Here is a 24641-nt window from a genome sequence, read left to right as displayed (position 1 = left end):
CGCAGGGTAGCGCAGGTGATGTCAGCCGGCGATCACGCCGTGGCGCTCGGCCACGTTTTCAAGGCGGGCACTGAAGCGGTCGCCGGGCTTCAACGCAGCCACCCCGGACGGGGTGCCCATGAACACCAGGTCGCCGGCACGCAGCTGCCATAGCTTGGACAGCTCATGCAGGATCTCCGGCACGTTCCAGATCATCTGGTCGAGCAGTGCCTGCTGGCGCACTTCGCCGTTGACCTCCAGCGACAGGTTCAGCGCGGCCAGGTCGCCGACTTCCTCGGCGTGGACGATTTCGCTGATCGGCGCGGAGGCGTCGAAGCCCTTGGCTGCGTCCCATGGGTGGCCCTTGTCCTTGGCTGCGGCCTGCAGGTCGCGGCGGGTCAGGTCCAGGCCGACGGCGTAGCCATAGACCAGCGCATCGGCGTCGGCCACGGCCAGCTCGCCGGTGGGCGCATCGCGCCCGATCGCCACCACCAGTTCCACTTCGTGGTGCAGGTTGGCGGTCGCCGGCGGGTAGGGGATGGCATCGTCGTGGCCGACCACGATCGCATCGGCCGGCTTGCTGAAGAACATCGGGCGGCCGCGGTCATCGGCCGCCGGCACCGCCGCGCCCATTTCGCGGGCGTGGTCGGCGAAATTGCGGCCGACGCAGTAGATGCGGTGCACGGGGAAGCTGCCGCCACCGGCTACCGGTACACGCGGCAGGGCTACGGCAGGGATCACATCGGAGACATCGGACATGCGGGCATCCAGGAAGGGCGTGCCCGCAGTCTAGAACGCATGGCGCCCGCCGTCAGCGGGCGCGGAAGGCCTGGATCAGCGCGAGGCCGGCAACACCGGCTTGCGCACCACGCGGTACTCGCCTTCAACCACGGTCGGGTCAACCGGACGTGCAACGCCCGGCTTGCGCGAAGCCAGCAGCTTCCACGCCAGGCCGACCAGGATCATCGCCGCGCCAACGAACACACCGATGAACACCATCGCCGCCAGGATCGCCAGGCCAAGCAGGCCCACGGCGACGCGCACCAGCGGATGACGCGGCTTACGCGGCGCGAACAGGGTGCGGAACTGGTTGAAGGCGGATGCGCGATTGAACATGGCGGCTCGATAGGCTGGGATCAGCGAAAACAGAGTATCGGGACGCGCCACTGTCATTGAGTGAAAAACTCGTTAAATATAGCCTGTGCTTATTACGGATCAATGACTTGTGTTCATGTCGCAGCCAGTCACCTGAGCAGGCATGCGACAATTCCGGTTTACCGTCCGAGCCTTCGCCATGACTATCGCTGCTGCCCTGATCGCCCTTGATGCCATTGCCGATGGCGCGTTTGCCGAGGTCGAAGCGGTGGTCGATGGCGATGCCGAATCGCTGGTGCTGTACCGCGACGGCGCGCAGGTGCGCGCGTTCCTGAACATCTGCCCGCACGCTGGCCGCCGCCTGGACTGGGCCCCAGGCCAGTTCCTGAAGAGCCGCGAGGGCCACCTGGTATGCGCCGCGCATGGCGCCTCGTTCACGCTGGACAGCGGCGACTGCATCGCCGGCCCGTGCAAGGGTGACCGCCTGCGTACGGTGCCGGTGGACGTACGCGACGGGCTGGTCTACCTGGCCTGAGGCCAGCTGGGGGTCGGATCCGTTTTCCGCAGGAAAACGGCTCTGACCCCATCAAACCAGGAGCAGTCGAGCATGGCTCGACGCTACAAAAGGCATCCACGCATGGCGTGGATCTACTGTAGAACCTAACCCTCAGAACATCAGGTTGATCATCAGCACCACCACGCAGGTATAGATCAGCGACAGCGGGCCGCCGACCCGCCACATCTCGCGCGGGGTGTAGTTGGCCGGGCCAGTGATCATCGAGATCACCGGGTTGGAGGCCGTCATCAGGTTGTTGGACGCCGACAGCGCCACGATCAGCGCGAACGCGGTCGGGTTGCCCCCCGCCGCCAGTGCCAGGTTCACCGCGATCGGCACCATCACGATGGTCGCACCCACATGGCTGATCACCAGCGAGAACGCCGTGGTCAGCAGCGCCAGCGCCACCTCCAGCACCCACACCGGAATGCCGGTCGGCAGCTTGTCGATGGTATGGCCGGCCACCCACGCGGCCGCACCGCTGGAGTCCATCGCCCAGCCGAGCGGAATCAGCCCGGCCATCATGAATACCGTTTTCCAGTTGATCGAGGCATACGCCTCGTCCATGCGCAGCACGCCGGTCAGCAGCATGCCGGCCACGCCGGTCATCAGCGTCAGCGCCACCGGCAGCTTGCTGGTCAGCGCGATCAGGATGGTCAGCGCGAAGATCGCCATCGCAATCTTGAACTTGTGCGGGCGCTGCTCGCCGGTCGGATAGTCGGTCACCACCACGAAGTCGCGGCTGCGCGCGGCCTGCGCCAGGTCGGTCCAGATGCTGTGGAACACCAGCATGTCGCCGGCGCGCAGCTGCACGTCGCGCACGTCCTCGCGGATCACCTGCTTGTCGCGGTTGATCGCCAGCAGGCTGATGCCGCGCTCCTTGCGAAGTCGCAGATCGGCCGCACTCTTGCCGATCACGTTCGAGGTCGGTGGCACCACTGCCTCGGAAATGCCGGCGCGGCTGGGATTGAACAGGTCACCCAGGTGCTTCAGGCGCGAGGACATGCGCAGGAACTGGTTCTGCGCGAAGTCGCTGATCTGCTGGCGCGGTCCCATCGCACCGAGCACGCTGCCGACCCAGATGCGCATCTCCGCCGGCGGCGCCAGGCGGGTGTCGTTGCCGGTCTTCAGGGCCAGCAGCAGTGGCGCATCGTGCAGGGTCTCGGCCTCGCCCAGGGTCATGCCCACCAGCGGGCTCTCGGCGGTCACCACCAGCTCGAACACATCGCCTTCGATGCCATAGGTCTTGGCGAAGTAGCTCTCGGTGCGCGCCGGGGTGACCCCGTCATTGACCAGGCTTTCCTCTTCGATCAGCTTGCGGTCGCCGTAGTAGCGGAAGTACAGCAACGAAGCGATTAGCAACGCCACACCGATCGGCAGCGGCGCGAACATGCGCAGCGGCTCGATGGTGGCCAGGCCGGAGGGAAGGTTGTTGTTGGCCGAGGCCAGCAGATCGTTCAGCAGGATCAGCGGCGAATTGCCGACCATGGTCAGTGCACCGCCCATCACGATCGCCGCCGAGATCGGCAGCAGCAGGCGCTGCATCGTCAGCCCGGTGCGCGCTGCCAGTCGTGAGGCAACCGGCAGATACAACGCCATCACCGACGGGTTCTGCATGAAGGAGGAGTTCAGGCCGGCGATGGCGGTGGTCATCATCAGCAGCCGTTGCTCGACACCGTGGCCGCGCCGCAGCAGCCAGGCCGCCAGCCGGTTCAGCGCCCCGGTGCGGTCCAGGCCCGCACCGAGGATGGTGGTGGCGATGATGCTCATCACCGCGTTACCGGAGAAACCGCCGAAGATCTCCTCCGGCGCGATCAGCCCAGTGACACCAAGCACCACCAGCACCACCAGCGCGACCACGTCGGCGCGGATGCGCTCGAACAGGAACATCGCCATCGTGAAGCCGACCAGCCCGAGCACGAGCTTCATGTCGTTGGTCAGCGTCAGCGCGGTATCCATGTGGGGCGCGGCGTCCTCAGGCGATCGTCAGGTGCGGTCGTACAGCAGGTCCCAGACGCCGTGGCCCAGCTTCTGGCCGCGGGTCTCGAAGTGCGTCTGCGGGCGCCAGTCCGGGCGCGGCACGCTGCCCCGCGGGCCGGCGCGGTTGACCAGCCCGGCGGTTGCGTCGAGTACGTCCCACATCTGCTCGGCGTAGTCTTCCCAGTCGGTCGCGCAGTGCAGGCGGCCCCCCGGGCGCAGCTTGCGCACCAGCAGTTCGGCGAATGCCGGCTGCAGCAGGCGGCGCTTGTTGTGGCGCTTCTTGTGCCACGGGTCCGGGAAGTAGATGCGCACTTCATCGAGTGCGCCGTCGGCGATCTCGTTCTGCAGCACTTCCACCGCGTCGTGGTGGTACAGGCGCACGTGGTCGGCATCGTCCTCGGCCAGCGCGTTCAGCAGCCGGCCCACGCCCGGGGCGTGCACCTCGATGCCGATGTAGTCGCGCAATGGGTCGTGCTGGGCCGCGAAGCGCAGCGCGGCACCGTTGCCGAAGCCGATCTCCAGCACCTTGTGTGCCGGGCGGCCGAAGGTGGCGTCCAGGTCGCGCGGCTGGCCGTTGTAATCGATGCCGAAGCGCGGCCAGCGTTCGTCGAACGCGCGCTGCTGGGCGGGAGTGAAACGGCCTTGGCGCAATACGAAGCTGCGCACCTCGCGGCGGCCCTCGCTCACGGTGAAGGGCTTGGGCGGGGCCTTGGAACCGGCGCTGTCAAAAGGATTGGTCATCAGCCGATCAGCCCATCCACCGGCGAGGAGGCGCTGGCGTAGCGCTTGCGCGGGATGCGCCCGGCCAGGAAGGCCTCGCGGCCGGCCTCGACCGCCTTGCGCATCGCGCTGGCCATCAGCACCGGGCTGCGCGCACCGGCAATGGCGGTGTTCATCAGCACGCCGTCGCAGCCCAGCTCCATCGCGATCGCCGCGTCCGACGCGGTACCCACGCCGGCATCAACGATGATCGGGACCTTGGCGTCTTCGATGATCTGCAGCAGGTTGTACTTGTTCTGGATGCCCAGGCCCGAACCGATCGGCGCGGCCAGCGGCATCACCGCAGCGCAGCCGATCTCTTCCAGGCGCTTGGCCAGGATCGGGTCGTCGGAGGTATAGACCATCACCTCGAAACCGTCCTTGACCAGCTGCTCGGCGGCCTTCAGGGTCTGCATCACGTCCGGGTACAGGGTCTTCTGGTCGCCGAGCACTTCCAGCTTCGTCAGGTTGTGGCCGTCCAGCAGTTCACGGGCCAGGCGGCACGTACGCACCGCGTCCTCGGCGGTGTAGCAGCCGGCGGTGTTGGGCAGGATGGTGAAGCGCTCCGGCGGCAGCACGTCCAGCAGGTTCGGCTCGCCCGGGTTCTGCCCGATGTTGGTGCGGCGGATGGCCACGGTGACGATCTGGGCACCAGCGGCCTCGGTCGCCAGGCGGGTTTCTTCCAGGTCCTTGAACTTGCCGGTGCCGGTCAGCAGCCGCGAGCCATAGGTCTTGCCGGCGATCACCAGCGAATCGGGGGAGACATGAACGTTCATGGCGCGATTATCGCTTATCCGCCTGAAGATGGGGTCACGTAGAGGGCGGGGTCGAGCGTGGGGTCAGATCCCTTTGCCACCGGCAAAGGGATCTGACCCCTGAACACCCGCGCAGCCTCAGCCCCCACCCAGCGCGTGCACGATCTCCACCACGTCGCCCTCGGCCAGGACGTGCTCGCCATGGCGGCTGCGGCTGACGATTTCGCCGTTGACCTCGACCGCGACCCGGCGTTGCAGCAACTGCTCGGCCTGCAGCAGATCGTGGAGGGTCGCCGAGGCGGGCAGGGTACGAGGTTCGCCGTTGAGCTGGATGTTCATCGGCACATTGTCGCCTACGGCCTGCGCGGATCGGAACCCTTGCAAATTGCCTCGGCCGCCAGCCCCGGCACAGCGTTGTCCGACGCTGCCGGGCGACAATCCATGCGGCGGCGCAGCGTGAGCAAAACGCGGCGCAGTGAAACCATTCACCGTGCGCCGGCGTACGTCCGCCGGGTCCTCAACGATATCCCCACAGGAGTTTCTTACATGCTGCTCAGCAAACGCCCGATCCGCTCCCTGATGGCGGCCGCGATCGCGCTGGCCGCGGTTCCGGCCATGGCAGGCGAATCCCCGTATTCCAAGGCCGTGTTCTTCGGCGACAGCCTGACCGATGCCGGCTATTTCCGCCCGCTGCTGCCGGCCGATGTGCGTCCGGTGACCGGCCAGTTCACCACCAACCCGGGTTGGGTGTGGTCGCAGCAGGTCGCCAACTACTATGGCCTCAATGGCGCCGCCAACGGCAACGGCCAGAGCGGTGACAACTATGCAGTCGGCGGTGCCCGCGTGTCGGTGGACGAGGCCGGTGGCCTGGGCGTGATTCCGTCGCTGAAGTCGCAAGCAACCCGCTACCTTGCCGCGAACGGTGGCAAGGCTGACGGCAACGCCCTGTACACCGTATGGGGAGGCGCCAATGATCTGTTCGCGGCCACCCGCGCGGCGGCAGGTGGCGCGTCGCAGGCCCAGGTGCAGGGCATCATCGGCGCAGCGGTCACCGACCAGATCGCGCTGGTGGGTGCGCTGAAGCAGGCCGGCGCCCAGTACGTGCTGGTACCGAACCTGCCGGATGTGGGCATCACCCCGCAGTTCCGCGGCCCCAATGCCGCCGCCGCCACCGCACTGTCGGCCGGCTACAACAAGGCCCTGTACGGTGGCCTGAAGCAGGCGGGCATCGAGTTCATTCCGCTCGATACCTTCAGCATCCTGCGTGAAGTGACCGCCAACCCGGGCATGTACGGCTTCACCAACGTCACCAGCACCGCCTGCAAGATCGATCCGGCCAACTCGACGCAGAGCATCCTGACCTGCAACCCGACCAGCTACGTCAGCCCGGATGCGGCCAACACCTACCTGTTCGCCGATGGCGTGCACCCGACCACCGCCGGCCATCAGCTGCTGGGCCAGTACGCCGTGTCGGTGCTGGAAGCGCCGCGCCTGCAGCAGGTGCTGAGTCACTCGGCGCAGACCATCGGCCGCTCGCGCGCCGACCAGGTCAGCATGCACCTGGGCAGCCGTCCGGCTGACGGCCTGTCCTGGTGGGGGGGCGTGCGGGGTGACCTGCAGCGCTACGACCACGCCGACCTGTACGACGGGCTGGCCCCGGCCGGCCTGTTCGGTATCGACTGGGCACGCGACGGCATGGTGTTCGGCGGCTTCGCCGGTTTCGGTCGCCTCAGCGCCGACTTCGGCAACAACCGCGGCGACTTCACCCAGAAGGACACCACGGCCGGTCTGTTCGCTGGCTGGTACGGCGACCGCATCTGGGTGAACGGTCAGGTCAGCTACACCTGGCTGTCCTATGACGTGAACCGCAAGGTCCAGCTGGGCCCGGCCACCCGTGAGCATGGTGGTTCGCCGGACGGCAGCAACCTGACCGCCGCCCTGAACGCCGGTTACGAGTTCGGCACTGAAGGCGGCTTCCGCCACGGCCCGATCGCTTCGGTGATCTGGCAGAAGGTGAAGATCGACGGTTACACCGAAAGCGCCGCGGCCGGCACGCTGGCCACTGCACTGGGCTACGACCGCCAGAACGTCGATTCGACCGTCGGCCGCATCGGCTGGCAGGCCCGCTTCGATGGCGGCACCCTCAAGCCGTACGCGCAGGTGACCTACGACCACGAGTTCGAGGACACCAAGCAGGCCAGCGCCTGGCTGCAGACCCTGCCGGAACTGGGCAGCTACCGCGTGCCGGGCCTGAAGTTCGACAAGAACTACGCCACCGTCGTGCTGGGTGCCCGCACCGAACTGTTCGGGCTGCAGAGCAACTTCGGCCTGAGCGCGTCGACCGGCCAGAAGCGCGCGCAGGACGCCACCCTGTTCGCCAACTTCAGCGGCACGTTCTAAGCAGCAACCGCCGGGGTCGGATCCCTTTCCGCGAGGAAAGGGCTCTGACCCCTCGCGGATGCGGTGGCCGCCATTGCGCAACACTGGCCCAACCGCATAGACTTTCACCGCGCACTGCGGGCGTAGCTCAATGGTAGAGCTGTAGCTTCCCAAGCTACTGACGTGGGTTCGATTCCCATCGCCCGCTCCATCCTTCAAGACCGCGCCGCGTTTCCGCCGCGCAGGTTCCTTCAGACAGCCTCAGTACGCCGCGAACACCGCGGCCAACGCGTCCGCGTCCAGCACGCGTCCCTGGGCGCGATCATGCGTGTGCAGGTACCAGACCTCGTCCGGCTCCAAGTGCCGTGTCAGGTGCCACTGGTTTTCCCGGGCCAGAATATCCACCCGTCCCTGGCAGCCGAAGCAGAAGCGGGCCAGAGGCTTGATCGCGGCGGCCTTGCCATTGACGTTCAGGGTCAGTGCGGGGGCCGCGTAGGTTTTCAGTTCCCCGGATGACGGATTCTCGGTGATGGTGACCGTGTCCCGACGCAGCGTGGCCACCTCCGCCTGCACCAACGGTTGCAGCCACAGTTCGAGGGTGTCGAACAGCACATGCAGCGATTGGATCCAGTCCTGGTACTGCTTTTCGACGGCGGCGGCCCTGGCCTGCTCCGCGTGTGCAGATTGCTGCAGCTTCTGTGCAAGTTGCTCCATTTTCGACATCGGGATTTCCGCTTTGGGAGGAGCTTCCATGGTGATCGGCACGCTCGCCTGCTTCCAGCCGAAAGCGACATTTTCGTAGAACTCCTAGAGGCGCTGCGGAGGGGCGCGTAACGCTTCAAACTTTTCCCATGGGCAGGCCGCCACTGAGCAGCTAGCGTGAGCGGATACTGATCAGGAGCTGCCTTCCATGAACTGCCGGAACGACGTCGTCGAGCGCATCCATCGGATCTTTCTTTCCGCCGGCGTCGGCTCGAACAAGCAGCTTGAAGCCGTGCGCGCTCTGGGGCGTGCCGGTGGTCCCAAGGCCGCGGAACTGCTCGAGCAGATCTACCAGCAGGCGTTCAGCAATTCTGCCCTGCAGATGGCCTGCGTGGCGGCGCTGGGCGAAGCGGCCCGTGGCTTCCAGGTCAGTGCTGAACGGGACAGCTGAAGCTTCATCCACAACGCTCGAGATCGTCGACGACGGGCATCATCCGCCCGCCACACGCCCGCGCTATGCTGCGCGCCTGCCGACCGATCCCGCCGCGATGAAGCTCGCCATCCTGTCCCGCAACAGCTCCCTGTATTCCACCCGTCGGCTGGTCGAGGCGGCGCGCGCGCGCGGCCATACCGTGCGCATCCTCGACCCGTTGCGCTGTTACATGCGCATCGCCGCCGATGGCTTTTCCATGCACTACAAGGGCCGGCCGATGACCGGCGTGGACATGGTCATTCCGCGCATCGGTGCCTCGATCACCCGCTACGGCACCGCCGTGCTGCGCCAGTTCGAACTGATGGGCGCACGCACGCCCAATCCGTCCGATGCCATCCTGCGTTCGCGCGACAAGCTGCGCGCGCACCAGCTGCTGGCGGCCAAGGGCATCGACATGCCGGTTACCGTGTTCGGCGACAACCCCGATGACACCGTCGACCTGCTGTCCATGCTTGGTCCGCCGCCGCATGTGGTGAAGCTCAATGAAGGCACCCAAGGTCGCGGCGTGATCCTGACCGAAAAGGCCAGTGCCTCGCGCGGCATTGTCGAAGCGCTGCGCGGCCTGTACGCCAACTTCCTGATGCAGGAATTCATCGGCGAGGCCAAGGGCGCCGACCTGCGCTGCTTCGTGGTGGGCGACCAGGTGGTGGCGTCGATGCAGCGGCAGGCACCGGAGGGTGATTTCCGCTCCAACCTGCACGCCGGCGGCACCGCCGTGGCGGCCAAGGCCAGTCGCGCCGAGCAGCAGGTGGCGGTGCGTTCGGCCAAGGCGCTGGGCCTGTCGGTGTGCGGCGTGGACCTGATCCGCTCCGCGCGCGGCCCGCTGGTGCTGGAGGTCAACTCCACGCCGGGGCTGGAGGGCATCGAAGCGGCCTGCGGTGTGGACGTGGCCACACGCATCATCGAACACGTAGAGAAGATCAAAAAGCCTTGATTATTCATGGGGTTGTGATTCTCATGGGTAAATGATCCGGGGCTTTAACGAGGCTTTAATCGGCCCCGGCGTAGGCTTCAGCGAACCGCAGCTCTGCCTCTCAGCAGGATCGGTATCGGGATACGACTTCAGGCCCAGGCGGGTGCACCGCCTGGGCCTTTTTTATGCCTGTCGGCTCTGTGCCCAAGGTCTCTTGTGGAGGCCGCGTGACGGTCGTAGAGTTGGCCCTTCGTTCCGGGATGGATCGGGAGGTTGGCGATGTACCGCATCATGACGATCGCGTTGCTGCTGGGCCTGTCTGGCGCTGTTGCTGCCAAGCCGGAGAAGGTCGCTGTACAGATGGACCGGCAGGGGTCGGTCGTCGAGCAGATGCGCCAGGTGGAAACCGCGCTGGCTGCCCCCGACTATGCCGAACTGTCTGCCGAGGATCGCGGCCAGGTGCAGCAGGCGCTGTCGCGTATCCGCCAGCACATGGGCGAACGCCAGACCGTGCAGGAGCTGCCGCCGCAGTTGCAGGCCGAGGTCTTCAACGAGCAGGAACGCATCAACACCCTGATGGCGCGTGGCCATGACGACAGCCGGCAGATCTGCAGGTACGAACGCACCACCGGCAGCAACATGCCCAGGAGCCGCTGCCTGACCGTGGCCGAACGGCGCCGGATCGAAGAGAAAGGCAAGGCGCTGATCAACGACCAGCGCAGCTACAACACGCTCAGCCCACCGCCCGCCGGGCGTTGACCGCACCGCCTTTCGGTCCACCGGGGTGCCGTAACGGCGTATCGGTGGCACCGCAGGGTCGGTGTTCCACTCATGGAAGAACCTGGAGGTAAAAATGCAGCGCATGACCCCCTTCGCCCTGATGCTGGGCCTGGCACTGGCCACCACCGCGCACGCCAAGCCCGAGAAAGGGCAGGTGAAGTTCGACGCCAACGCACCGGTGGCCGAACAGATCCGCAACGTTGAGACGGCGATCAACACCGAGGACTACAGCGAGATCGGGCTGGAAGACAAAAGCCGTGTGCAGCAGGCGCTGGGCCGTATCAAGATCAAGATGGGCGACCACGAACGGGTAGAGCAGTTGAGCCCGCAGGACCGCACCGAGATCTTCAACGACCAGGAAGTGATCAACACGATCATGACCCGCGCCCATGCCGACAGCCGCATGGTCTGCCGCCGCGAGCGCACCACCGGCAGCAACATGCCGCAGAGCGTCTGCCTGACCGTGGCCCAGCGCCGCAAGGCGCAGGAAGACAGCCGCAAGGCCCTCAACGACAACCAGCGTTTCAACAACTACAAGCCGTAACCGTAGTTGGACCGGTCGCAGGCCGCCATCGGTCACCCTGCCGTGCGTCCCTTGTGGACGCATCGGCGCAACCGTAAAGTCGAGACCCTATTCATGGACGAACATGGAGCTCGTCATGTACCGCACCACTATGCTCGCCCTGATGCTGTCGCTCGGCCTGGTGGCCACCGTGCAGGCCAAGGCGCAGAAGGACACCGTGCAGATGGATTCTTTCACCCCGGTATCCGAGCAGATCCGCCGCGTTGAAACGGCCATGGGCAGCGAGGACTACAGCGAGATCGGGCTGGAGGACAAGAGCCGCGTGCAACAGGCGCTGAACCGGATCCGGATCAAGATGAATGGCCGCGAGAAGTTGGATGAGCTGGCCCCGCAGGAGCGCAACGACCTGTTCAACGAGCAGGAGATCGTCAACACCATCATGACCCGCGCCCAGGCCGACAGCCGCATGATCTGCCGCCGCGAGCGCCTGACCGGCAGCAACATGCCGACCAGCGTCTGCCTGACCGTGGCCCAGCGTCGCAAAGCCCAGGAAGAGAGCCGCCGGGCGCTGACCGACCAGCAGCGCATCAGCCGCTGAGCGCTCGCCCCGGGGGCGTTTGCCGGTGTCGTCCCTCCGGTACGAAATGTTAAGAATGGAACCTGTATCGTTCAGCAGGTAGACGTCGCGTCCACCCGCACAGGGGCATCCTGAGCAGGTGGGCCTGGCCCCCCGACGACCCTTCAAGAACCAGAGGTCCCAGTGCGCATTCTCGTAATCGAAGACAACAGCGACATCGCCGCCAACCTTGGCGACTACCTTGAGGATCGTGGCCACACCGTGGACTTCGCCGCCGACGGCGTGACCGGCCTGCACCTGGCGGTGGTCCACGAGTTCGACGCCATCGTTCTGGACCTGAACCTGCCGGGCATGGACGGCATTGAAGTCTGCCGCAAGCTGCGCAACGAAGCGCGCAAGCAGACCCCCGTACTGATGCTGACCGCCCGCGACTCGCTGGACAACAAGCTGGCCGGTTTTGATTCCGGTGCCGACGACTACCTGATCAAGCCGTTCGCGCTGCAGGAAGTGGAAGTGCGCTTGAACGCTTTGTCGCGCCGCGGCAAGGGCGTGCAGACCCGCGTGCTGGAAACCGGCGATCTGGAATACAACCTGGACACGCTGGAAGTGCGTCGCCAAGGCAAGCTGCTGCAGCTCAATCCGACCGCGCTGAAGATCCTGCAGGCCCTGATGGAAGCCGCGCCGGCCGTGGTCACCCGCCAGGAGCTGGAAACCCGCGTCTGGGGCGAAGAGCTGCCCGACTCGGATTCGCTGCGTGTCCACATCCACGGCCTGCGTGCGGTGGTCGACAAGCCGTTTGAAGTGCCGCTGATCCAGACCCGCCATGGCATCGGATACCGCATCGCCACCCCGGAAGCCTGATTCCGTGGCAACCAAGGGGGAGCGCCGGCGTTCGCCGTATCGGCGGCGCCTGCGCAGCCGCATCATCGTCTCGTTCGTGTTGTTGGGCTTCTGCCTGACAACACTGTTCGCGTTCGCCACCAACTGGGCCCGCATGCGCGTGGAAAACCAGCTGGTGGAAGACGTGATGAACCGCAACATCAACGAGTACGTGCGGCGGTTCTACGAGAGCCCGGATCGCAACCCCGACTTGCCCGTGCAGCAGATGCGTGCGCGCCTCGTCAAACCCGACAAGTTCGAGGCGTTGCGCGAGGAAGAGCCGGACTGGGCTGCGCTGCCCGATGGCAATCACAACATCTCTGGCGTGGACGAGCGCGGGCAACCGTATGCGTACAAGCTGGCCGTGCGCAAAACACCCGACGCCTGGGCGTTCCTGGCCTACGACATGACCGACAGCGTGCGCGGTGGGCAGCAACTCAACCGCGCGCTGGTGCTATCGGTGCTGGTGTTCAGCCTGCTGTCGCTGGTGCTGGGCTGGTGGTCGGCATCGAAGGTGATGAAGCCGGTCTCGGACCTGGCTGCGCGGTTGCGCGCCTATCGCGGCGGCACGAGCGAGCCCGAGCCGCTGGCGCCACGTTTCCCCGATGACGAAGTGGGGCAGCTGGCGCAGGCGCTGGATGACTATTCGTCGCGGCTGACCGAAGTGGTGCAGCGCGACCGTGAGTTCAATGCCGACGTCAGCCACGAGTTGCGCACGCCGCTGGCGGTGATCCGTGGCGCCACCGAGCTGCTGCTGACCCGGCCCGGCCTGGATGAGAAGGTGCTGCAGCGTCTGCAGCGCATCCAGCGCGCCGAACAACAGTGCAGCGACCTGATCGGCGCGCTGCTGCTGCTGTCGCGCAACGAACGCGGGCAGGGCACCAGCAACGTCGCCCGCGTGGCCGAACAGCTGCTGGACGCCCACCGTGCACAGCTGGGCGGCAAGCCATTGGAACTGGCACTGGAAGGCGAGCGCAACCTGGTGATCGATGCGCCGGAAGCCGCGTTGTCGGTGGCACTGGGCAACCTGATCGGCAACGCGGTGAAGTACTCGCAGGATGGCGAAGTGCGCGTCTTTGTCGGCAGCAATTCGGTGTCGGTAACCGACAGCGGACCGGGCCTGAGCGAAGAGGATGCCGCCAAGCTGTTCCAGCGCGGCTATCGCGGCACGCACGCCGGCCATTCGCAGGGCGGTGGTATCGGCCTGTCGATCGTCAGCCGCCTGTGCGATCTGTATGGCTGGCAGGTGAGCGTGCGCCCCGGTGGCGAGCGTGGTGTGATCGCCACCCTGACGTTCTCGCCGAAGCCGTTGTAAGGGGCTTTACTTTGGTGGGTGCTCCACATTTGAAGAGCCGAGCCCGCGCTCGGCTGCGGTGGCTTCCCGGAGCCGAGCATTGGCTCGGCTCTACACCGGGTTCGTGTTGCGCCCTGTGTCGCTTGTGCCATCGAATTAGCTTCGCAGACGTGATGCGCCAGAAGCCCAACACGACATCACCGTGACCGCCGCCACGCCGCGTGCGTGTCCACATGCACGCATTCGTAGCCTCAGCTGCGGCTTGAGAATTTCCTTACAGATCACAGCGCTGCGTGATGGCCAGATGGGTCGGCCGGGGCAGGTGCCCTGGCCGGGATTGGCGTCCTGAAAAAAACCGACAATTCAAAAGCTCCAGATGTGCAGCGACCATCATGGAAAATGCATCACCTGCCTCGTTTCGGCGGATGGTGCGTGGGGATTCGTCAGAATCCGCTGGAGTCTTTTTCCTTAGCTTTTGAATTGTTGGGTCTCCGGTACGCCAACCCGCACCGTCCGCCACCTTGCATCCGCAGGTGGCTCGCCGACTGCGAGGAGATTCACCATGTCCGCACGCCCCTTGTTCCCCCAACTGCACGCACTGATTGGCGAAGCCGCTGACCTGCTGCCGGCCGACCTCGCCGAGCGCATCGAAACCCTGCTCGACGATCCGAAGGACCTGCTGCCCGCGCTGCTGGCCCGCATGGATGGCCGCGACGCAGCCGACGGGCGGCGATTGGAAGCACAGGGCCTCAGCCCTGCCCAGGCGGCCACCATGGCCGGCCTCAGCCGCACCCTGGCCGGCTTGAATGCACTCATGCAGGTGCTGCACGCCGCCGAAGCCGCCCGCGAGCAGGGCGGTGCCCACCAGCAACTCAGCCCGGATGTCGTAGATGGATTGCTGCTTGGTGCACGAGAACTGGCGCGCTATGCCCGCCTGCAGCTGGAGTAGAGCCACGCAATGCGTGGATGCGCAGTGCGCTGCCGCAGCTGCCTCGGGTCGTGCGTACGCTGAGGCAGGAACGGGTTGCGGCTCAATTGCCTCAACCCAGTGGTCTGCGTCTGGATGTGCCGCCAAGGTTTCACAGGAAGCGTCTCCTGTGTAAAGTCCGAGCGACGCGGTAGCAAGTTCCAATGGAGTGGGTCACGGACTTGAGCGCCCACTTCCGATTTGGACGAAAGGGGGGGCGATGCGGTCGACAAGCTCTAAATCCACTGTTGTTGGTATCAACGTTTCGCGCGTTTGGTAAGGCAGTCATGCTTTGGTCGGCGTTAGTTGCTGTGCTATTTCCACAGGGAGGTGGTTGTGAGTGTCTTTTTTTCAGGTTCAAGTGAATTCTTGCCGCGCGTAGTATCTGGCTGCGCATTGGGCCCAAGCATTTCATTGAACGGATGTGGAATTGCCAGATGTTATCTGGCGGCAACTCGCTTGGGACTGATGATCGCATTGCTGATGCTGGGTGTGCTGTCGTCTGGCGATGCGAATGCACAACAGCGCGTACCTCGCTATTGCTACGAAACGTGCTTTGAAAGCATGCACGAGGCTGAGGCAGAGCTGCGCCAGAAGGCAGGGCCATATGGAAGTCTATGGCGCAGGGGGGAGACGAGCCAGTATATGGATACGGCCAGCGGTCCGAGTCTGATGGTCAGGTATACGGTGGATGATCAGCCCCCAAGCAAGCTGTATCCGCCGGGCTACACCGTGGGGGGCTGGAATTCCGAGCAGGGAATCTGTGAGCCAGAGGTGGATCCCTACAACAAGGCCAAGTGTGCAGATGAACAGAAGGCAGTAGCGGGAATGATGGCGCACTTTCGCGCCACCTTTCCCACCTGCACCTTCGTTGAAGGAGGATATGAGGGGAACTATGGATCTCCCTATGTCAGCGTCCGGGATACATATGGGTACGGGGCGATCTCGTTCACTTCAGCGCACGCCGGTGCAGAGCAGCGAAAGTACAAGTACACCATCTGGTGCCCAGGGTGGGGAAATGGCAACGAACCCCCTTCGCCCCGAGACTGGTCACTTGTCAAGATTCAGAACTTTGATTGTCCGGTTGGTTTCAAGCCCAAGTATGCCGACAACCCTGCCTATGTCCCGCGTGGGCGCGCTCTGGATTGGCCGCTGCTATGCACGCCGAAAATTCCGGCATCGGCAATTTACATCTACAACACGACCCAGACTGAATCTGCGCGCGGCAACTGTAATCCGTGTTTTCCCGCCACGGGCGACAAAGCTCGGTTTGAAGTGGATTTTCAGTTTGCAGGGAAGGACTTCGTCCGTTCCTATCACTCGCTGGGGCAGATCCAGATCTCACCCGAGTTGGGCGTGAACTGGTCCCATACTTACATGGGAATGCTGACGACTGTTTATGGCACCGGGCGCTTCACAGAAAGAGGTTACCTGGAGACGTATCTGTCCGGACGCGGGGATCGCGCTTCTGCAGAGATGCTCAGGAAGCTTCCTGACGGTGGCTTCGAGCTCATTGAGGCGTCAGGATCAACACGGCGTTTCGATGCGCAGAGACGTTTGATTGCGATCGGCGACCCTGATCCAAAGAACGGCGTATCGCTTCACTACGATGCGAATGGCAGACTGCGGCGAGCCGTTGATGGGTTGGGTCGGTCATTGGTCTTCGCCTACGAACGTGGCAGGCTGATCTCAATTACGCTCCCCGACGGCTCAGCGGCTACATACACCTACGATGACTTCGATAACCTTACAGGGGTCGTAAGGCCCGATGGCACCTCTCGACAGTATCTGTACGCGGAGCCTGGGCTCGCCCCGGCGGCGGGGCGTAACCTGTTGACGGGCATCGTCGAAGGCGGCGCGCGGTACGCAACGTTCTCGTACAACGAGAAGGCCAAGGTCACGGGGAGCCATCTCTGGTCGGCGGGCCAGTCTGTGGATGCCATCACCATTAACTACAACAGTGATGGCTCGGCGACGACCGTGAACAGCCTGGGTGAGGTCCGTCAGAACTTCATTGGCGGTGAGAAGTTCCGGCAGATCACCCAAACCACGGATTCAAAGGGGAGCAAGTCGTTCGGGTTTACGCCAAATGGCCGACCCTCCTATACGCAGGACGCGCTGGGGAATCGGACGTCATACGCCTACGCTGACTCCAGTAGTGGCCCGGTTTCGCAGGTGCTGACGACGACAGAGGAATCATTGGGGCGGGTGACGCGGACAGTCCGTGATTCGGGCAACAGGGTGATTGAGCAGCGTGTGAGCCAGAAGACCGCTGGCAATGAACAGCTCGTTTCGCTTGATAGAGAGGTGCTGGACGCATCGGGGCGTGCTCTCTATTCATGCCAGTACGATGCAACGCAGGGCACGGATTACGTATGTGGCTCTCTACCCGTTGCGCCTGGCAATGTTCGGCAGACGGCACGTGCCTATTGCACGGATGCAGATGTGGCCGCCAATGCACTGCTATGCCCTCTCGTGGGTCTTCAGCGCTCGATCAAGGATCCGGCGGGCAATGTCACGCAGTTTGAGTACTTCGCTGCAAATGACCCGGGCTGTGATGCAGGGGGCGCATGTTCCCATCGCAAGGGTGACCTGCGGGCAATCGTCAATGCGTTGGGTCAGCGCACCGAGTTGCTGGAGTATGACGCGCTCGGTAACCCGGTTCAGATTCGTGGCATCGATGGTTCCGTAGTCGAGCGGTTGTTCGATTCGATGGGGCGCGTTCTGACGGAGACGCTCAAGGGCGATGTGCCGGCCAATGACCGCATCAGCCTTTATGAGTACAGCTCAACGGGCAAGCGGACTCGTGTCACCGGGCCAGATGGTGTGTGGGTTCGCATGGTCTATGACACGGCTGATCGACTGGTGGCCATCGAGGACGCGGCCGGTAACCGTGTCACCTACATCCTGGACGCCGCTGGCAACCGCGTCCGCGAAGAAGTTCGGGACAGTAGTGGTGCGTTGAAGCGGTTTGGGGATCGTCAGTTCGACACCCATAGCCAGATGACCCGACAGGTGGGTGCTGACGGACAGCCTTTCCTCTTCCGTCATGATGCCAATGGCAACGTGCTGGAGACCGAGAGTCCGCTGGGTGTTGTTTCAAAGAGTACCTATGATGGTGCAGATCGCCCCAAAGTGCAGATTCAAGACGCGGGTGGGATCAATGCCGAAGTCCGCTATGCCTATTCCGCCAACGGGCAGGTAGAGCAGGTCGTCGATCCCAAGGGCCTTGCCACTCAGTACACATACGATGGTTTTGGTGCTCCCCAGGGCCAGCTTAGTCCCGATACTGGCAGTGACGGTTTCACGGTGGATGCTATGGGCAATCGCACGACGCGCACCGATGCGCGCGGTGTGAAAGCGACCTACAGCTACGATGTGCTTAACCGCCTCAAGAGCATCACTTATGCGGACCCGAATCTGGATGTGGTCTACGCCTATGATGCTGCCCCTGCGGTCTGCCCGGCTGGTGAGCGCTTCGGCGAGGGGCGCGTGGGTCAGGTGCTGCATGCGGGTGGCAGTACGGCATACTGCTATGACCGTTTCGGTCAGTTGGTACGCAAGGTACAGACGGTCGACGGGGTTGGTTTGACTCTGCGCTACTCCTACACCAAGGCGGGGAGGCTGGAGCGGTTGACCTATCCGGATGGCAGTATCACCGACTATGCCTACGACAATCTGGGCCGTGCCAGTGAGGTAGGACTGACGCTTCCAGGGCAGGCTCGGAAGGTGGTCGTTACCAACATCACGTACGCACCGTTTGGCCCGATGACGGGTTGGGCGTACGGTAACGGCCGCCATCTGCTTCGGGAGTTGGATGCCGATTACCGTCCGACTCGGGTGTATGACGCGGCGCCCGGAGGCTTGTCCATCGGATTCGGCTACGACGCGGATGGGAATATTGTTGAAGTCAAGGACGGCACCGGGACGACCACGCTGGCGCGATATGGCTACGATGCGCTGGGCCGCCTGACTCAGACCCGGGATGGTGCAACCGGCACGCCGATTGAAACCTATGCCTATGACGCCACCGGTAATCGGACCGCGCTGACCACCTCGGCAGGTACCGCCAGCTACACCTATCCAGCAACCAGCCACCGGTTGACCGCGGTGGATGGCGAGGCACGTAGCCATGACGCAGCGGGTAACACCACCAGCATCGGCAGCAAGGCGTTCACCTATAGCGATGCCAATCGCATGAACGCGGTGAAGCAGGGCAAAGCTGTGCTGGAAAGCTACGCCTACAACCATCGCGGTGAGCGCGTGCTGCGCACCCCAGCCGGTGGCGCTGCTCAGATCACCCTGTATGACGAAGCGGGGAAGTGGCTGGGCAACTATTCGGCCACGGGCCAGGCACAGCAGCAAGCCATCTGGCTGGAAAACTATCCGGTGGCGCTGATCAATGTGCGGGGTAACGGTGTTCCGGAGCTGGCCTATGTCCAGCCGGATCATCTGGGCACGCCGCGCGTGGTGATCGACCCGGCGCGCGATTCGGCGATCTGGGAGTGGAGCAGTAAGAGTGAAGTGTTCGGCAACCAGATTCCGAATGCCGATCCGGACGGAGACGGTGTGGCGTTCGAGCTGGCGCTGCGCTTTCCGGGGCAACAGACCACGGATGCAAATGGACTCTTCTACAACTACCGCCGCGACTATGATTCTGAGACGGGACGATATCTGCAGAGTGATCCCATTGGACTATGGGGTGGGTTGTCAACGTTTTCCTATGTCGAAGGAGATCCGTTGTCACTAGTGGACCCACTGGGGCTGAGAGGCGGAGCCCCGCCGAACATGAATAGACATGGGGGCGGGAACTCAGCACAGAGAAGGCAGGCGCTTCGTGCGCAAGTAAGAGCGGTTCAATCGAACTCACTCTCCTCGCCCATCTATTCACGGGGGCTTTCGCCTGAGGACGTGGGGTCATTGGAGAACGCGGCAAGTCTTGTGAGTGAGCATGACTACACCCAGTATTGTGCCGTTGAAATTTGCAGGGCATCTCAGGACCGCTGTACCAGTGGCGACGTAATGGTGGGCGGATTTCCGTCTGATCCAACTGTGGCGCAGGTTCATGCGCGCGGCTGCTCTTGTGCGAGCGCCTACTATAAAAATCCGTATCCGCCACTTCTATCAAGGCCCGAGGTCGAGTCTGCCGATATCATTGAGATAGTGCGCGACACGTTAATCAATTGGAAGGGGCGCAGATAAGTGGTGGTCCTGCGGATATTCGGCTTTCTTGTGGGTCTATTGATGGTCGTCTATGGCGTTGCAGTCATGGACGATGCATTGATTGGGACAGGGCCTTGCCGAGCGAACTGTGGTCTGTATAGCGCCTTGATTCGTTTGTTCGGCCAGTCGATCTATAACAAATTGATGGGCTTTTCCTGGATTGTTGCGGGAGTGATGTTCATTTTTGTTTCCGTTGTGGTTTGGCGCGGAAAAGGACTCGCGGAAAGGCGTAGGCGGAAGAAGGGACGCCGACGTCGATAGAGATGAGTGGATGGAATGTCTCAGTAAATCCAAGTCATGCGCGAAAGGGCTTCCGCGCATTGCAAGCGGCTCGGTCCGCAGCGAAGCTTCGATTGCATCATTCTGGTGTTCGTATAATCCGCTGCTCTATTCGTGGAAGTTGCCAATCATCGGTGGAAGTGATGCATCCTGAGATTGAAGTGAAATTGACGGCTTCGGTAACTGGCTGTGCGAGCTGTGACTTGATGGCGCCGCTGTCGCGCGAAGTGAATGAGCTGGATGCTGCGGATGTTCTGATCAGGAAAGTCATTGAATGTCGCGGAGCGGCAATCCTGGCTGAGTCGACCCATCAGGCTCCTGAGATCACCGTGTGAGTTCGGGTAGGCGAGGGAGATAGGGCGTGTCTAAATCTCTCTTCCGCAACCCTTGAAAAGATGGCATCTATATCTGCCTCATTAAGTTTTGATCCCGAGTTGACTGGAGACGGCGGCGCAGATGGTTTGGAATTGGAGGAGGAATGTGCTCCATCGACGCGACCTGAGCTGGTTGTCGTTCTCGTTGGTGACTCTCCTGTAAGTGGTGAAGAAGTCATCCTTTCCAGAGTCGAGCGCCAGCAATATGGAACTGGCGACATCCAAGGGGGAGTTCATGAAGCGTTGCAGCGCGGCCTTGAGAAGGTGGGAGGAGAGGCGAAGGTGTGGGCGCTGGAGGTGGGAGTACGCCTATCGAGTCAGCGCGGGGTGTGGCCGGGTTTCAATCTTTCTTGTGACGTGATCAGACTGATGGCGTCTAGTGGAGTCTCATTGGATTTCGATCCGTATGTCTAGCTCGGTCCTGTTGGTGGCCGACAATGGAGATCCGAATCGGCCGCCCCGTATGGCGCTATCCGAAGCATGCTTGAGCTCGAAGCCCGCTCTGATCTCGTCGACATTCATGGACTTTCCTGAGTGCTTCCTATGAACTACCCACATGGGGAAAAGGTGTTACTTGGCGACACCGTTGATCTTGGTGGCGGAACGCGCGGGATCGTGGTTGCCGTGATCGATGATGAGTCTTATGCAGTTGGCTTTTCCGCGGAAGAGTGGCGGTACCTCGGACGAGGTGCGTTGTTGCGAGCGCCTGGATTCGGTCTGCTGCACTGTGCAGACGCTGAGTACGACTTCACTTTGATCGAGCGAGGGCGATCGGGAATTCTTGAGCCGTAGAGCTGAGGGGCTTGATTCATCCACCAAGAGATTGGCGTTCTTCGCGCCCATAGCAGAGTCTTTGGTGCGCACACAGGAAGATAGATGGTTGCCGTGCGTCTTTTCGGATGTCTCGTAGGTGTGCTGATGGTCGTCTATGGCGTGGCGGTCATGGACGATGCATTGATTGGGACAAGTCCTTGCCGAGCGAACTGCGGTCTGTATAGCGCCTTGATTCGTTTGTTCGGGCAATCGGTCTATAACAAGTTGATGGGCTTTTCCTGGGTTGTTGCGGGGGTGATGTTCATTTTTGTTTCCATTGTGGTTTGGCATGGAAAAGGATCTGCGGAAAGGCGTAGGCGGAAAAAGGGACGCCGAGGCCGATCGAGATGAGTGGATGAAATATCTCAGGAGATCCAAGTTGTGTGTGAAAGCGCTTCCGCGCAATGCGGACGGCTCAGCCCCCAGCCAAATCCAAATAGCGCTCATGCAGCGCTTCCACCTGCGCCTGCAGGTCTTCCGGGTGGCCATCGTTGACCACCACATCATTGGCCAGTGCCAACCGCTGCGTGCGGCTGGCTTGGGCGGCGATCATCTTGTCGGCCAGTGCGGCGTCGATGCCGTCGCGCTGCATCAGCCGGGCGTGCTGCACGGCTTCGGGCGCATCCACCAGCAGCACCCGGTCCAGCCACGGGTAGGCGGTCCGCCCGCCGACCTCGGTCAGCAGCGGAATGGCGGCAATCGCATAGGGGCTGGTGGCCTGCTCGCACTGCTGTTGCATCAGAAGGCGGATGGCCGGATGGGTGATCGCTTCCAGCGCGGTCCGTTCGGCCGGGTCGGCGAACACGTGGGCCCGCAGGCGTGCCCGATCCAGGCCGCCGTCTGCCTGCAGCATGTCGGCGCCGAAACGCTCGGCGATGCGGCCCAGGGCAGGGCTGCCGGCAGCAACCACCGCGCGGGCGGCCAGATCGGCGTCGGCCACCACGATGCCCAGCGCCTCGAAGCGCCGGGTCACCTCGCTCTTGCCGGCGGCAATGCCACCGGTCAGGCCCACCACATACCGGCTCATGGGGATTCCCCTCAGCGCAGTCCGCTCAACACCAGGTACTGCTCGACCACCGGCGCGCCCCACATGAAGTAAAGCCAGCCCGCGATGGCCAGGTAGGGGCCGAACGGAATCGGCGTGGCGCGGTCACGGCCCCGGGTGTACAGCCAGATCGAACCGATGATGGCGCCCAGCACCGACGACAGCAGGATGATCGGCAGGATGCCCTTCAGCCCGCACCAGGCGCCGAGGGCGGCCAGCAGCTTGAAATCGCCGTGGCCCATGCCTTCCTTCCCGGTCAGCTGCTTGAACAGCCACCAGACCATCCACAGCGACAGATAGCCCACCGCCGCGCCGACCAAGGCGGGCTTGGCCGGCATGTACAGGTTGTCGATGTTGCCTATCAGGCCCAGCCACATCAGTGGCAGGGTCAACTGGTCGGGCAGCAGCTGGGTGCGCAGGTCGATGCCGGACAAAGCGATCAGGAAGCAGGTCAGCACGATGGCGCCAAAGCCCTGCCAGCCGAAGCCGAACTGCCAGACGCAGGCCAGCACCAGCACCGAGGTCAGGGCCTCGACCAGCGGGTACTGCAGCGAGATCGGCGCCTTGCAGTGGCGGCACTTGCCGCCCTGGATGATCCAGCTGAACAGCGGGATGTTCTCGTACCAGCTCAGCTTGTGCTTGCAGTGCGGGCAGTGCGAGGGCTCGACCACGATCCCCGGTGGTGGGGGCTCGTAGAAGTCCGGTTCTTCCAGGACCTCGCGCGCATCGCGCTTCCACTGCCACTCCAGCCGCTTGGGCAGGCGCAGGATGACGACGTTGAGGAAACTGCCCAGCAGCAGCCCCAGGGCGGCCGCGGCGGGGTAGCCGAGGCCGGGATGCTGGTCGAGAAATGCCATGTAGTGATTATCCGACGACGGAAGCGAGCTTGAAGATCGGCAGGTACATGCCGATGACCATGCCGCCGACGATGGTACCAATGATCACCATGATCACAGGCTCCAGCAGGCTGCTCAGGGCGTCAACGGCATTGTTGACCTCCTGCTCATAGTACTCGGCCACCTTGAACAGCATGGCGTCCAGGGCGCCCGCCTCTTCACCGATGCCGGTCATCTGGATGACCATGTGCGGGAACAGGGCGGTCTGCTTCATGGCCATGTTGACCGGGTAACCGACCGACACATCGTCGCGCATACGCAATACGGCATGCTCGTAAACCGTATTGCCGGTGGCGCCGGCCACGATGCCCAGGGCCTCCACCAAAGGCACGCCGGCCCTGAAGGTGACGGCGGTGGTACGGGCAAAGCGGGCGATCGAGCTGTTGTGCATGATCTGCCCAATGACCGGCAGCTTTAGTATCAGCCGATCTATGCTGTGCTGCAGTTTCGGTGAACGCTTATAAGCGGCGATGAAGCCTACTACCGAGCCAATGATGACCAGCAGGATCAGCCACCACCACGAAACCATGAATCGAGACATGTTCACGATCATCTGGGTGAAGGCGGGCAGGTCCGCGCCGAAGCCCTTGAACACGTCCTCGAACTGCGGCACCACCCAGACCAGCAGAATGCCACTGACCAGCAGGGCCACTGCCAGCACCATTGCCGGGTAGAACATCGCCTTCTTGATCTTGCCCTTCAGGGCTTCGATGTTCTCTTTATAGTTGGCAACAGTGTCCAGCACCGTTTCCAACACACCGGCGCCTTCACCAGCCCGCACCAGGTTGCGATAGAGCTCGTCGAACTGTACCGGGTACTTGCTGACAGCCTCATAGAGCGACGAGCCGCCCTCGATGTCGGTGCGCAGGCCATCCACCATCTTCTTCATGCGCGGGTTCTTGTGCCCGTTCGCGATGATGTCCAGCGATCCCACAATGGGTACGCCTGACTTCATCATGGTGGCCATCTGCCGGCTGAAGAACGCGATTTCCTTGGGTGTGATCTTGCTCCCGGCCGCGCCAAACAGCGGTTTGGGCTTGGGTTTGACCACGCCGGGATTGATGCCCTGGCGGCGTAGTTCAGCCCGCAGCAGGTTCGCGTTCTTCGCGGCCTGCTCCCCTTTCATCTTCACGCCCCGCTTGTCGGTCCCCTCCCAGACAAACGGCTGCAGTTCCGTGGTGCTGCGCGCCACGGGCTCCTTCTTGATCGCACTGCGACTGACAGACATATCGGCTCCCCAAGACCCGCCATCCCCAGGCGGGCGTCTAGCCGTCGATGGTAGCGGGTTCATGCCCGTCTGGGCAGTTGCCAAGGGGCCCATGATGCGAATTCGTGCCGGGTGCCGACCAAAGGTGACGCACTGCGTCACATTGCCGCGTC

Annotated in this window: 23 protein-coding genes and 1 tRNA gene; 13 read left to right on the top strand and 11 right to left on the bottom strand. The window is 63.3% G+C overall.

Translation table 11 applies throughout. From position 1 onward, the window contains the following. Positions 1 to 21: 21 nt before the first annotated feature. Positions 22 to 738 carry a fumarylacetoacetate hydrolase family protein gene (locus ACSYHF_RS16025; RefSeq protein ID WP_005418807.1) on the bottom strand — a complete coding sequence of 239 codons (717 nt, stop codon included), beginning with the start codon at positions 736 to 738 and terminating at the stop codon, positions 22 to 24. A gap of 75 nt (positions 739 to 813) precedes the next feature. After that, complete coding sequence (locus ACSYHF_RS16020; protein WP_005410817.1) at positions 814 to 1095, bottom strand: hypothetical protein; 282 nt, start codon at positions 1093 to 1095, stop codon at positions 814 to 816. Between the two features lie 178 nt (positions 1096 to 1273). On the opposite strand from ACSYHF_RS16020, the gene ACSYHF_RS16015 reads away from it, so the two are divergent. After that, on the top strand, positions 1274 to 1609 hold the full coding sequence (locus tag ACSYHF_RS16015) for a Rieske (2Fe-2S) protein (RefSeq protein WP_065185296.1): 336 nt from the start codon (positions 1274 to 1276) through the stop codon (positions 1607 to 1609). A 132-nt stretch (positions 1610 to 1741) separates the two neighbouring features. Here ACSYHF_RS16015 and ACSYHF_RS16010 read toward each other — a convergent pair whose 3' ends face one another. The 4 genes from ACSYHF_RS16010 to thiS all read right to left on the bottom strand — a co-directional run bounded on the left by ACSYHF_RS16010 (position 1742) and on the right by thiS (position 5463). Beyond that, positions 1742 to 3589 carry an SLC13 family permease gene (locus ACSYHF_RS16010; protein ID WP_005418803.1) on the bottom strand — a complete coding sequence of 616 codons (1848 nt, stop codon included), beginning with the start codon at positions 3587 to 3589 and terminating at the stop codon, positions 1742 to 1744. Positions 3590 to 3616: 27 nt separating this feature from the next. Further along, positions 3617 to 4351, bottom strand: a complete 735-nt coding sequence (gene trmB / locus ACSYHF_RS16005) for a tRNA (guanosine(46)-N7)-methyltransferase TrmB (RefSeq protein WP_111201586.1) — start codon at positions 4349 to 4351, stop codon at positions 3617 to 3619. After that, entirely contained in the window at positions 4351 to 5145 is a 795-nt protein-coding gene (locus ACSYHF_RS16000) for a thiazole synthase (protein ID WP_005418798.1), read from the bottom strand. The genes trmB and ACSYHF_RS16000 overlap by 1 nt, the downstream gene beginning before the upstream one ends. A 117-nt stretch (positions 5146 to 5262) precedes the next feature. Continuing rightward, on the bottom strand, positions 5263 to 5463 hold the full coding sequence (gene thiS / locus ACSYHF_RS15995) for a sulfur carrier protein ThiS (RefSeq protein WP_005418796.1): 201 nt from the start codon (positions 5461 to 5463) through the stop codon (positions 5263 to 5265). Between the two features lie 207 nt (positions 5464 to 5670). Between thiS and ACSYHF_RS15990 the strand changes: the two genes are divergently transcribed. After that, positions 5671 to 7524 (top strand): autotransporter outer membrane beta-barrel domain-containing protein, encoded by a 1854-nt coding sequence (locus ACSYHF_RS15990; RefSeq protein ID WP_447575798.1) that lies wholly within the window; start codon positions 5671 to 5673, stop codon positions 7522 to 7524. Positions 7525 to 7640: 116 nt separating this feature from the next. After that, positions 7641 to 7714: transfer RNA gene (locus ACSYHF_RS15985), tRNA-Gly, on the top strand. Between the two features lie 50 nt (positions 7715 to 7764). Here the strand turns inward: ACSYHF_RS15985 and ACSYHF_RS15980 are convergent. Further along, a complete protein-coding gene (locus ACSYHF_RS15980) occupies positions 7765 to 8268 on the bottom strand; it encodes a hypothetical protein (protein ID WP_141239336.1) in 504 nt (167 codons plus the stop codon). Positions 8269 to 8413: 145 nt separating this feature from the next. On the opposite strand from ACSYHF_RS15980, the gene ACSYHF_RS15975 reads away from it, so the two are divergent. The 10 genes from ACSYHF_RS15975 to ACSYHF_RS15930 all read left to right on the top strand — a co-directional run bounded on the left by ACSYHF_RS15975 (position 8414) and on the right by ACSYHF_RS15930 (position 20468). Beyond that, the gene (locus ACSYHF_RS15975) at positions 8414 to 8656 is read left to right on the top strand and encodes a hypothetical protein (RefSeq protein WP_005418653.1); all 243 of its coding nucleotides are present in this window, start codon (positions 8414 to 8416) and stop codon (positions 8654 to 8656) included. A 97-nt stretch (positions 8657 to 8753) separates the two neighbouring features. Further along, the gene (rimK, locus tag ACSYHF_RS15970) at positions 8754 to 9632 is read left to right on the top strand and encodes a 30S ribosomal protein S6--L-glutamate ligase (RefSeq protein WP_005418651.1); all 879 of its coding nucleotides are present in this window, start codon (positions 8754 to 8756) and stop codon (positions 9630 to 9632) included. A 258-nt stretch (positions 9633 to 9890) separates the two neighbouring features. Next, the gene (locus ACSYHF_RS15965; RefSeq protein ID WP_447575797.1) at positions 9891 to 10370 is read left to right on the top strand and encodes a hypothetical protein; all 480 of its coding nucleotides are present in this window, start codon (positions 9891 to 9893) and stop codon (positions 10368 to 10370) included. A 94-nt stretch (positions 10371 to 10464) separates the two neighbouring features. Beyond that, positions 10465 to 10935, top strand: a complete 471-nt coding sequence (locus tag ACSYHF_RS15960) for a hypothetical protein (RefSeq protein WP_005418647.1) — start codon at positions 10465 to 10467, stop codon at positions 10933 to 10935. A gap of 115 nt (positions 10936 to 11050) precedes the next feature. Beyond that, complete coding sequence (locus tag ACSYHF_RS15955) at positions 11051 to 11512, top strand: hypothetical protein (protein WP_065178936.1); 462 nt, start codon at positions 11051 to 11053, stop codon at positions 11510 to 11512. 162 nt (positions 11513 to 11674) lie between these two features. After that, positions 11675 to 12352, top strand: a complete 678-nt coding sequence (locus ACSYHF_RS15950) for a response regulator transcription factor (RefSeq protein ID WP_005410804.1) — start codon at positions 11675 to 11677, stop codon at positions 12350 to 12352. After that, positions 12315 to 13685: a sensor histidine kinase gene (locus tag ACSYHF_RS15945; protein ID WP_061479297.1), complete on the top strand. Its 1371-nt coding sequence runs from the start codon at positions 12315 to 12317 to the stop codon at positions 13683 to 13685. The genes ACSYHF_RS15950 and ACSYHF_RS15945 overlap by 38 nt, the downstream gene beginning before the upstream one ends. Positions 13686 to 14226: 541 nt before the next feature. Continuing rightward, positions 14227 to 14613: a hypothetical protein gene (locus ACSYHF_RS15940; RefSeq protein ID WP_005418641.1), complete on the top strand. Its 387-nt coding sequence runs from the start codon at positions 14227 to 14229 to the stop codon at positions 14611 to 14613. A 486-nt stretch (positions 14614 to 15099) separates the two neighbouring features. Continuing rightward, positions 15100 to 19833, top strand: a complete 4734-nt coding sequence (locus ACSYHF_RS15935; protein ID WP_447575796.1) for an RHS repeat-associated core domain-containing protein — start codon at positions 15100 to 15102, stop codon at positions 19831 to 19833. A gap of 443 nt (positions 19834 to 20276) precedes the next feature. Beyond that, a complete protein-coding gene (locus ACSYHF_RS15930) occupies positions 20277 to 20468 on the top strand; it encodes a hypothetical protein (protein ID WP_134955241.1) in 192 nt (63 codons plus the stop codon). A gap of 609 nt (positions 20469 to 21077) precedes the next feature. On the opposite strand, the gene ACSYHF_RS15925 is transcribed toward ACSYHF_RS15930, so the two are convergent. The 4 genes from ACSYHF_RS15925 to ACSYHF_RS15910 form a co-directional block, all read right to left on the bottom strand. Continuing rightward, positions 21078 to 21611 carry a hypothetical protein gene (locus ACSYHF_RS15925; RefSeq protein WP_447575795.1) on the bottom strand — a complete coding sequence of 178 codons (534 nt, stop codon included), beginning with the start codon at positions 21609 to 21611 and terminating at the stop codon, positions 21078 to 21080. A gap of 124 nt (positions 21612 to 21735) precedes the next feature. Continuing rightward, entirely contained in the window at positions 21736 to 22347 is a 612-nt protein-coding gene (gene coaE / locus ACSYHF_RS15920; protein ID WP_447575794.1) for a dephospho-CoA kinase, read from the bottom strand. Positions 22348 to 22358: 11 nt separating this feature from the next. After that, positions 22359 to 23222, bottom strand: coding sequence for a prepilin peptidase (locus ACSYHF_RS15915; RefSeq protein WP_005418626.1), 864 nt, complete (start codon positions 23220 to 23222; stop codon positions 22359 to 22361). A gap of 7 nt (positions 23223 to 23229) precedes the next feature. Further along, positions 23230 to 24489 (bottom strand): type II secretion system F family protein, encoded by a 1260-nt coding sequence (locus ACSYHF_RS15910; RefSeq protein WP_447575793.1) that lies wholly within the window; start codon positions 24487 to 24489, stop codon positions 23230 to 23232. Between the last annotated feature and the right edge of the window lie 152 nt (positions 24490 to 24641).

Source organism: Stenotrophomonas maltophilia group sp. P373 (genome assembly GCF_053295075.1).
Note: the sequence above shows the minus strand (reverse complement) of the source record. Positions and strands in the feature narration are given on the sequence as shown.

What these genes read in the sequence shown, in the direction of transcription:
- ACSYHF_RS16025 (WP_005418807.1), bottom strand. Translation starts at nt 738, where the DNA reads ATGTCCGATGTCTCCGATGTGATCCCTGCCGTAGCCCTGCCGCGTGTA.
- ACSYHF_RS16020 (WP_005410817.1), bottom strand. Translation starts at nt 1,095, where the DNA reads ATGTTCAATCGCGCATCCGCCTTCAACCAGTTCCGCACCCTGTTCGCG.
- ACSYHF_RS16015 (WP_065185296.1), top strand. Translation starts at nt 1,274, where the DNA reads ATGACTATCGCTGCTGCCCTGATCGCCCTTGATGCCATTGCCGATGGC.
- ACSYHF_RS16010 (WP_005418803.1), bottom strand. Translation starts at nt 3,589, where the DNA reads ATGGATACCGCGCTGACGCTGACCAACGACATGAAGCTCGTGCTCGGG.
- trmB (WP_111201586.1), bottom strand. Translation starts at nt 4,351, where the DNA reads ATGACCAATCCTTTTGACAGCGCCGGTTCCAAGGCCCCGCCCAAGCCC.
- ACSYHF_RS16000 (WP_005418798.1), bottom strand. Translation starts at nt 5,145, where the DNA reads ATGAACGTTCATGTCTCCCCCGATTCGCTGGTGATCGCCGGCAAGACC.
- thiS (WP_005418796.1), bottom strand. Translation starts at nt 5,463, where the DNA reads ATGAACATCCAGCTCAACGGCGAACCTCGTACCCTGCCCGCCTCGGCG.
- ACSYHF_RS15990 (WP_447575798.1), top strand. Translation starts at nt 5,671, where the DNA reads ATGCTGCTCAGCAAACGCCCGATCCGCTCCCTGATGGCGGCCGCGATC.
- ACSYHF_RS15975 (WP_005418653.1), top strand. Translation starts at nt 8,414, where the DNA reads ATGAACTGCCGGAACGACGTCGTCGAGCGCATCCATCGGATCTTTCTT.
- rimK (WP_005418651.1), top strand. Translation starts at nt 8,754, where the DNA reads ATGAAGCTCGCCATCCTGTCCCGCAACAGCTCCCTGTATTCCACCCGT.
- ACSYHF_RS15965 (WP_447575797.1), top strand. Translation starts at nt 9,891, where the DNA reads ATGTACCGCATCATGACGATCGCGTTGCTGCTGGGCCTGTCTGGCGCT.
- ACSYHF_RS15960 (WP_005418647.1), top strand. Translation starts at nt 10,465, where the DNA reads ATGCAGCGCATGACCCCCTTCGCCCTGATGCTGGGCCTGGCACTGGCC.
- ACSYHF_RS15955 (WP_065178936.1), top strand. Translation starts at nt 11,051, where the DNA reads ATGTACCGCACCACTATGCTCGCCCTGATGCTGTCGCTCGGCCTGGTG.
- ACSYHF_RS15945 (WP_061479297.1), top strand. Translation starts at nt 12,315, where the DNA reads ATGGCATCGGATACCGCATCGCCACCCCGGAAGCCTGATTCCGTGGCA.
- ACSYHF_RS15940 (WP_005418641.1), top strand. Translation starts at nt 14,227, where the DNA reads ATGTCCGCACGCCCCTTGTTCCCCCAACTGCACGCACTGATTGGCGAA.
- ACSYHF_RS15935 (WP_447575796.1), top strand. Translation starts at nt 15,100, where the DNA reads ATGATCGCATTGCTGATGCTGGGTGTGCTGTCGTCTGGCGATGCGAAT.
- ACSYHF_RS15930 (WP_134955241.1), top strand. Translation starts at nt 20,277, where the DNA reads ATGCATCCTGAGATTGAAGTGAAATTGACGGCTTCGGTAACTGGCTGT.
- ACSYHF_RS15925 (WP_447575795.1), bottom strand. Translation starts at nt 21,611, where the DNA reads ATGCCAAACCACAATGGAAACAAAAATGAACATCACCCCCGCAACAAC.
- coaE (WP_447575794.1), bottom strand. Translation starts at nt 22,347, where the DNA reads ATGAGCCGGTATGTGGTGGGCCTGACCGGTGGCATTGCCGCCGGCAAG.
- ACSYHF_RS15915 (WP_005418626.1), bottom strand. Translation starts at nt 23,222, where the DNA reads ATGGCATTTCTCGACCAGCATCCCGGCCTCGGCTACCCCGCCGCGGCC.
- ACSYHF_RS15910 (WP_447575793.1), bottom strand. Translation starts at nt 24,489, where the DNA reads ATGTCTGTCAGTCGCAGTGCGATCAAGAAGGAGCCCGTGGCGCGCAGC.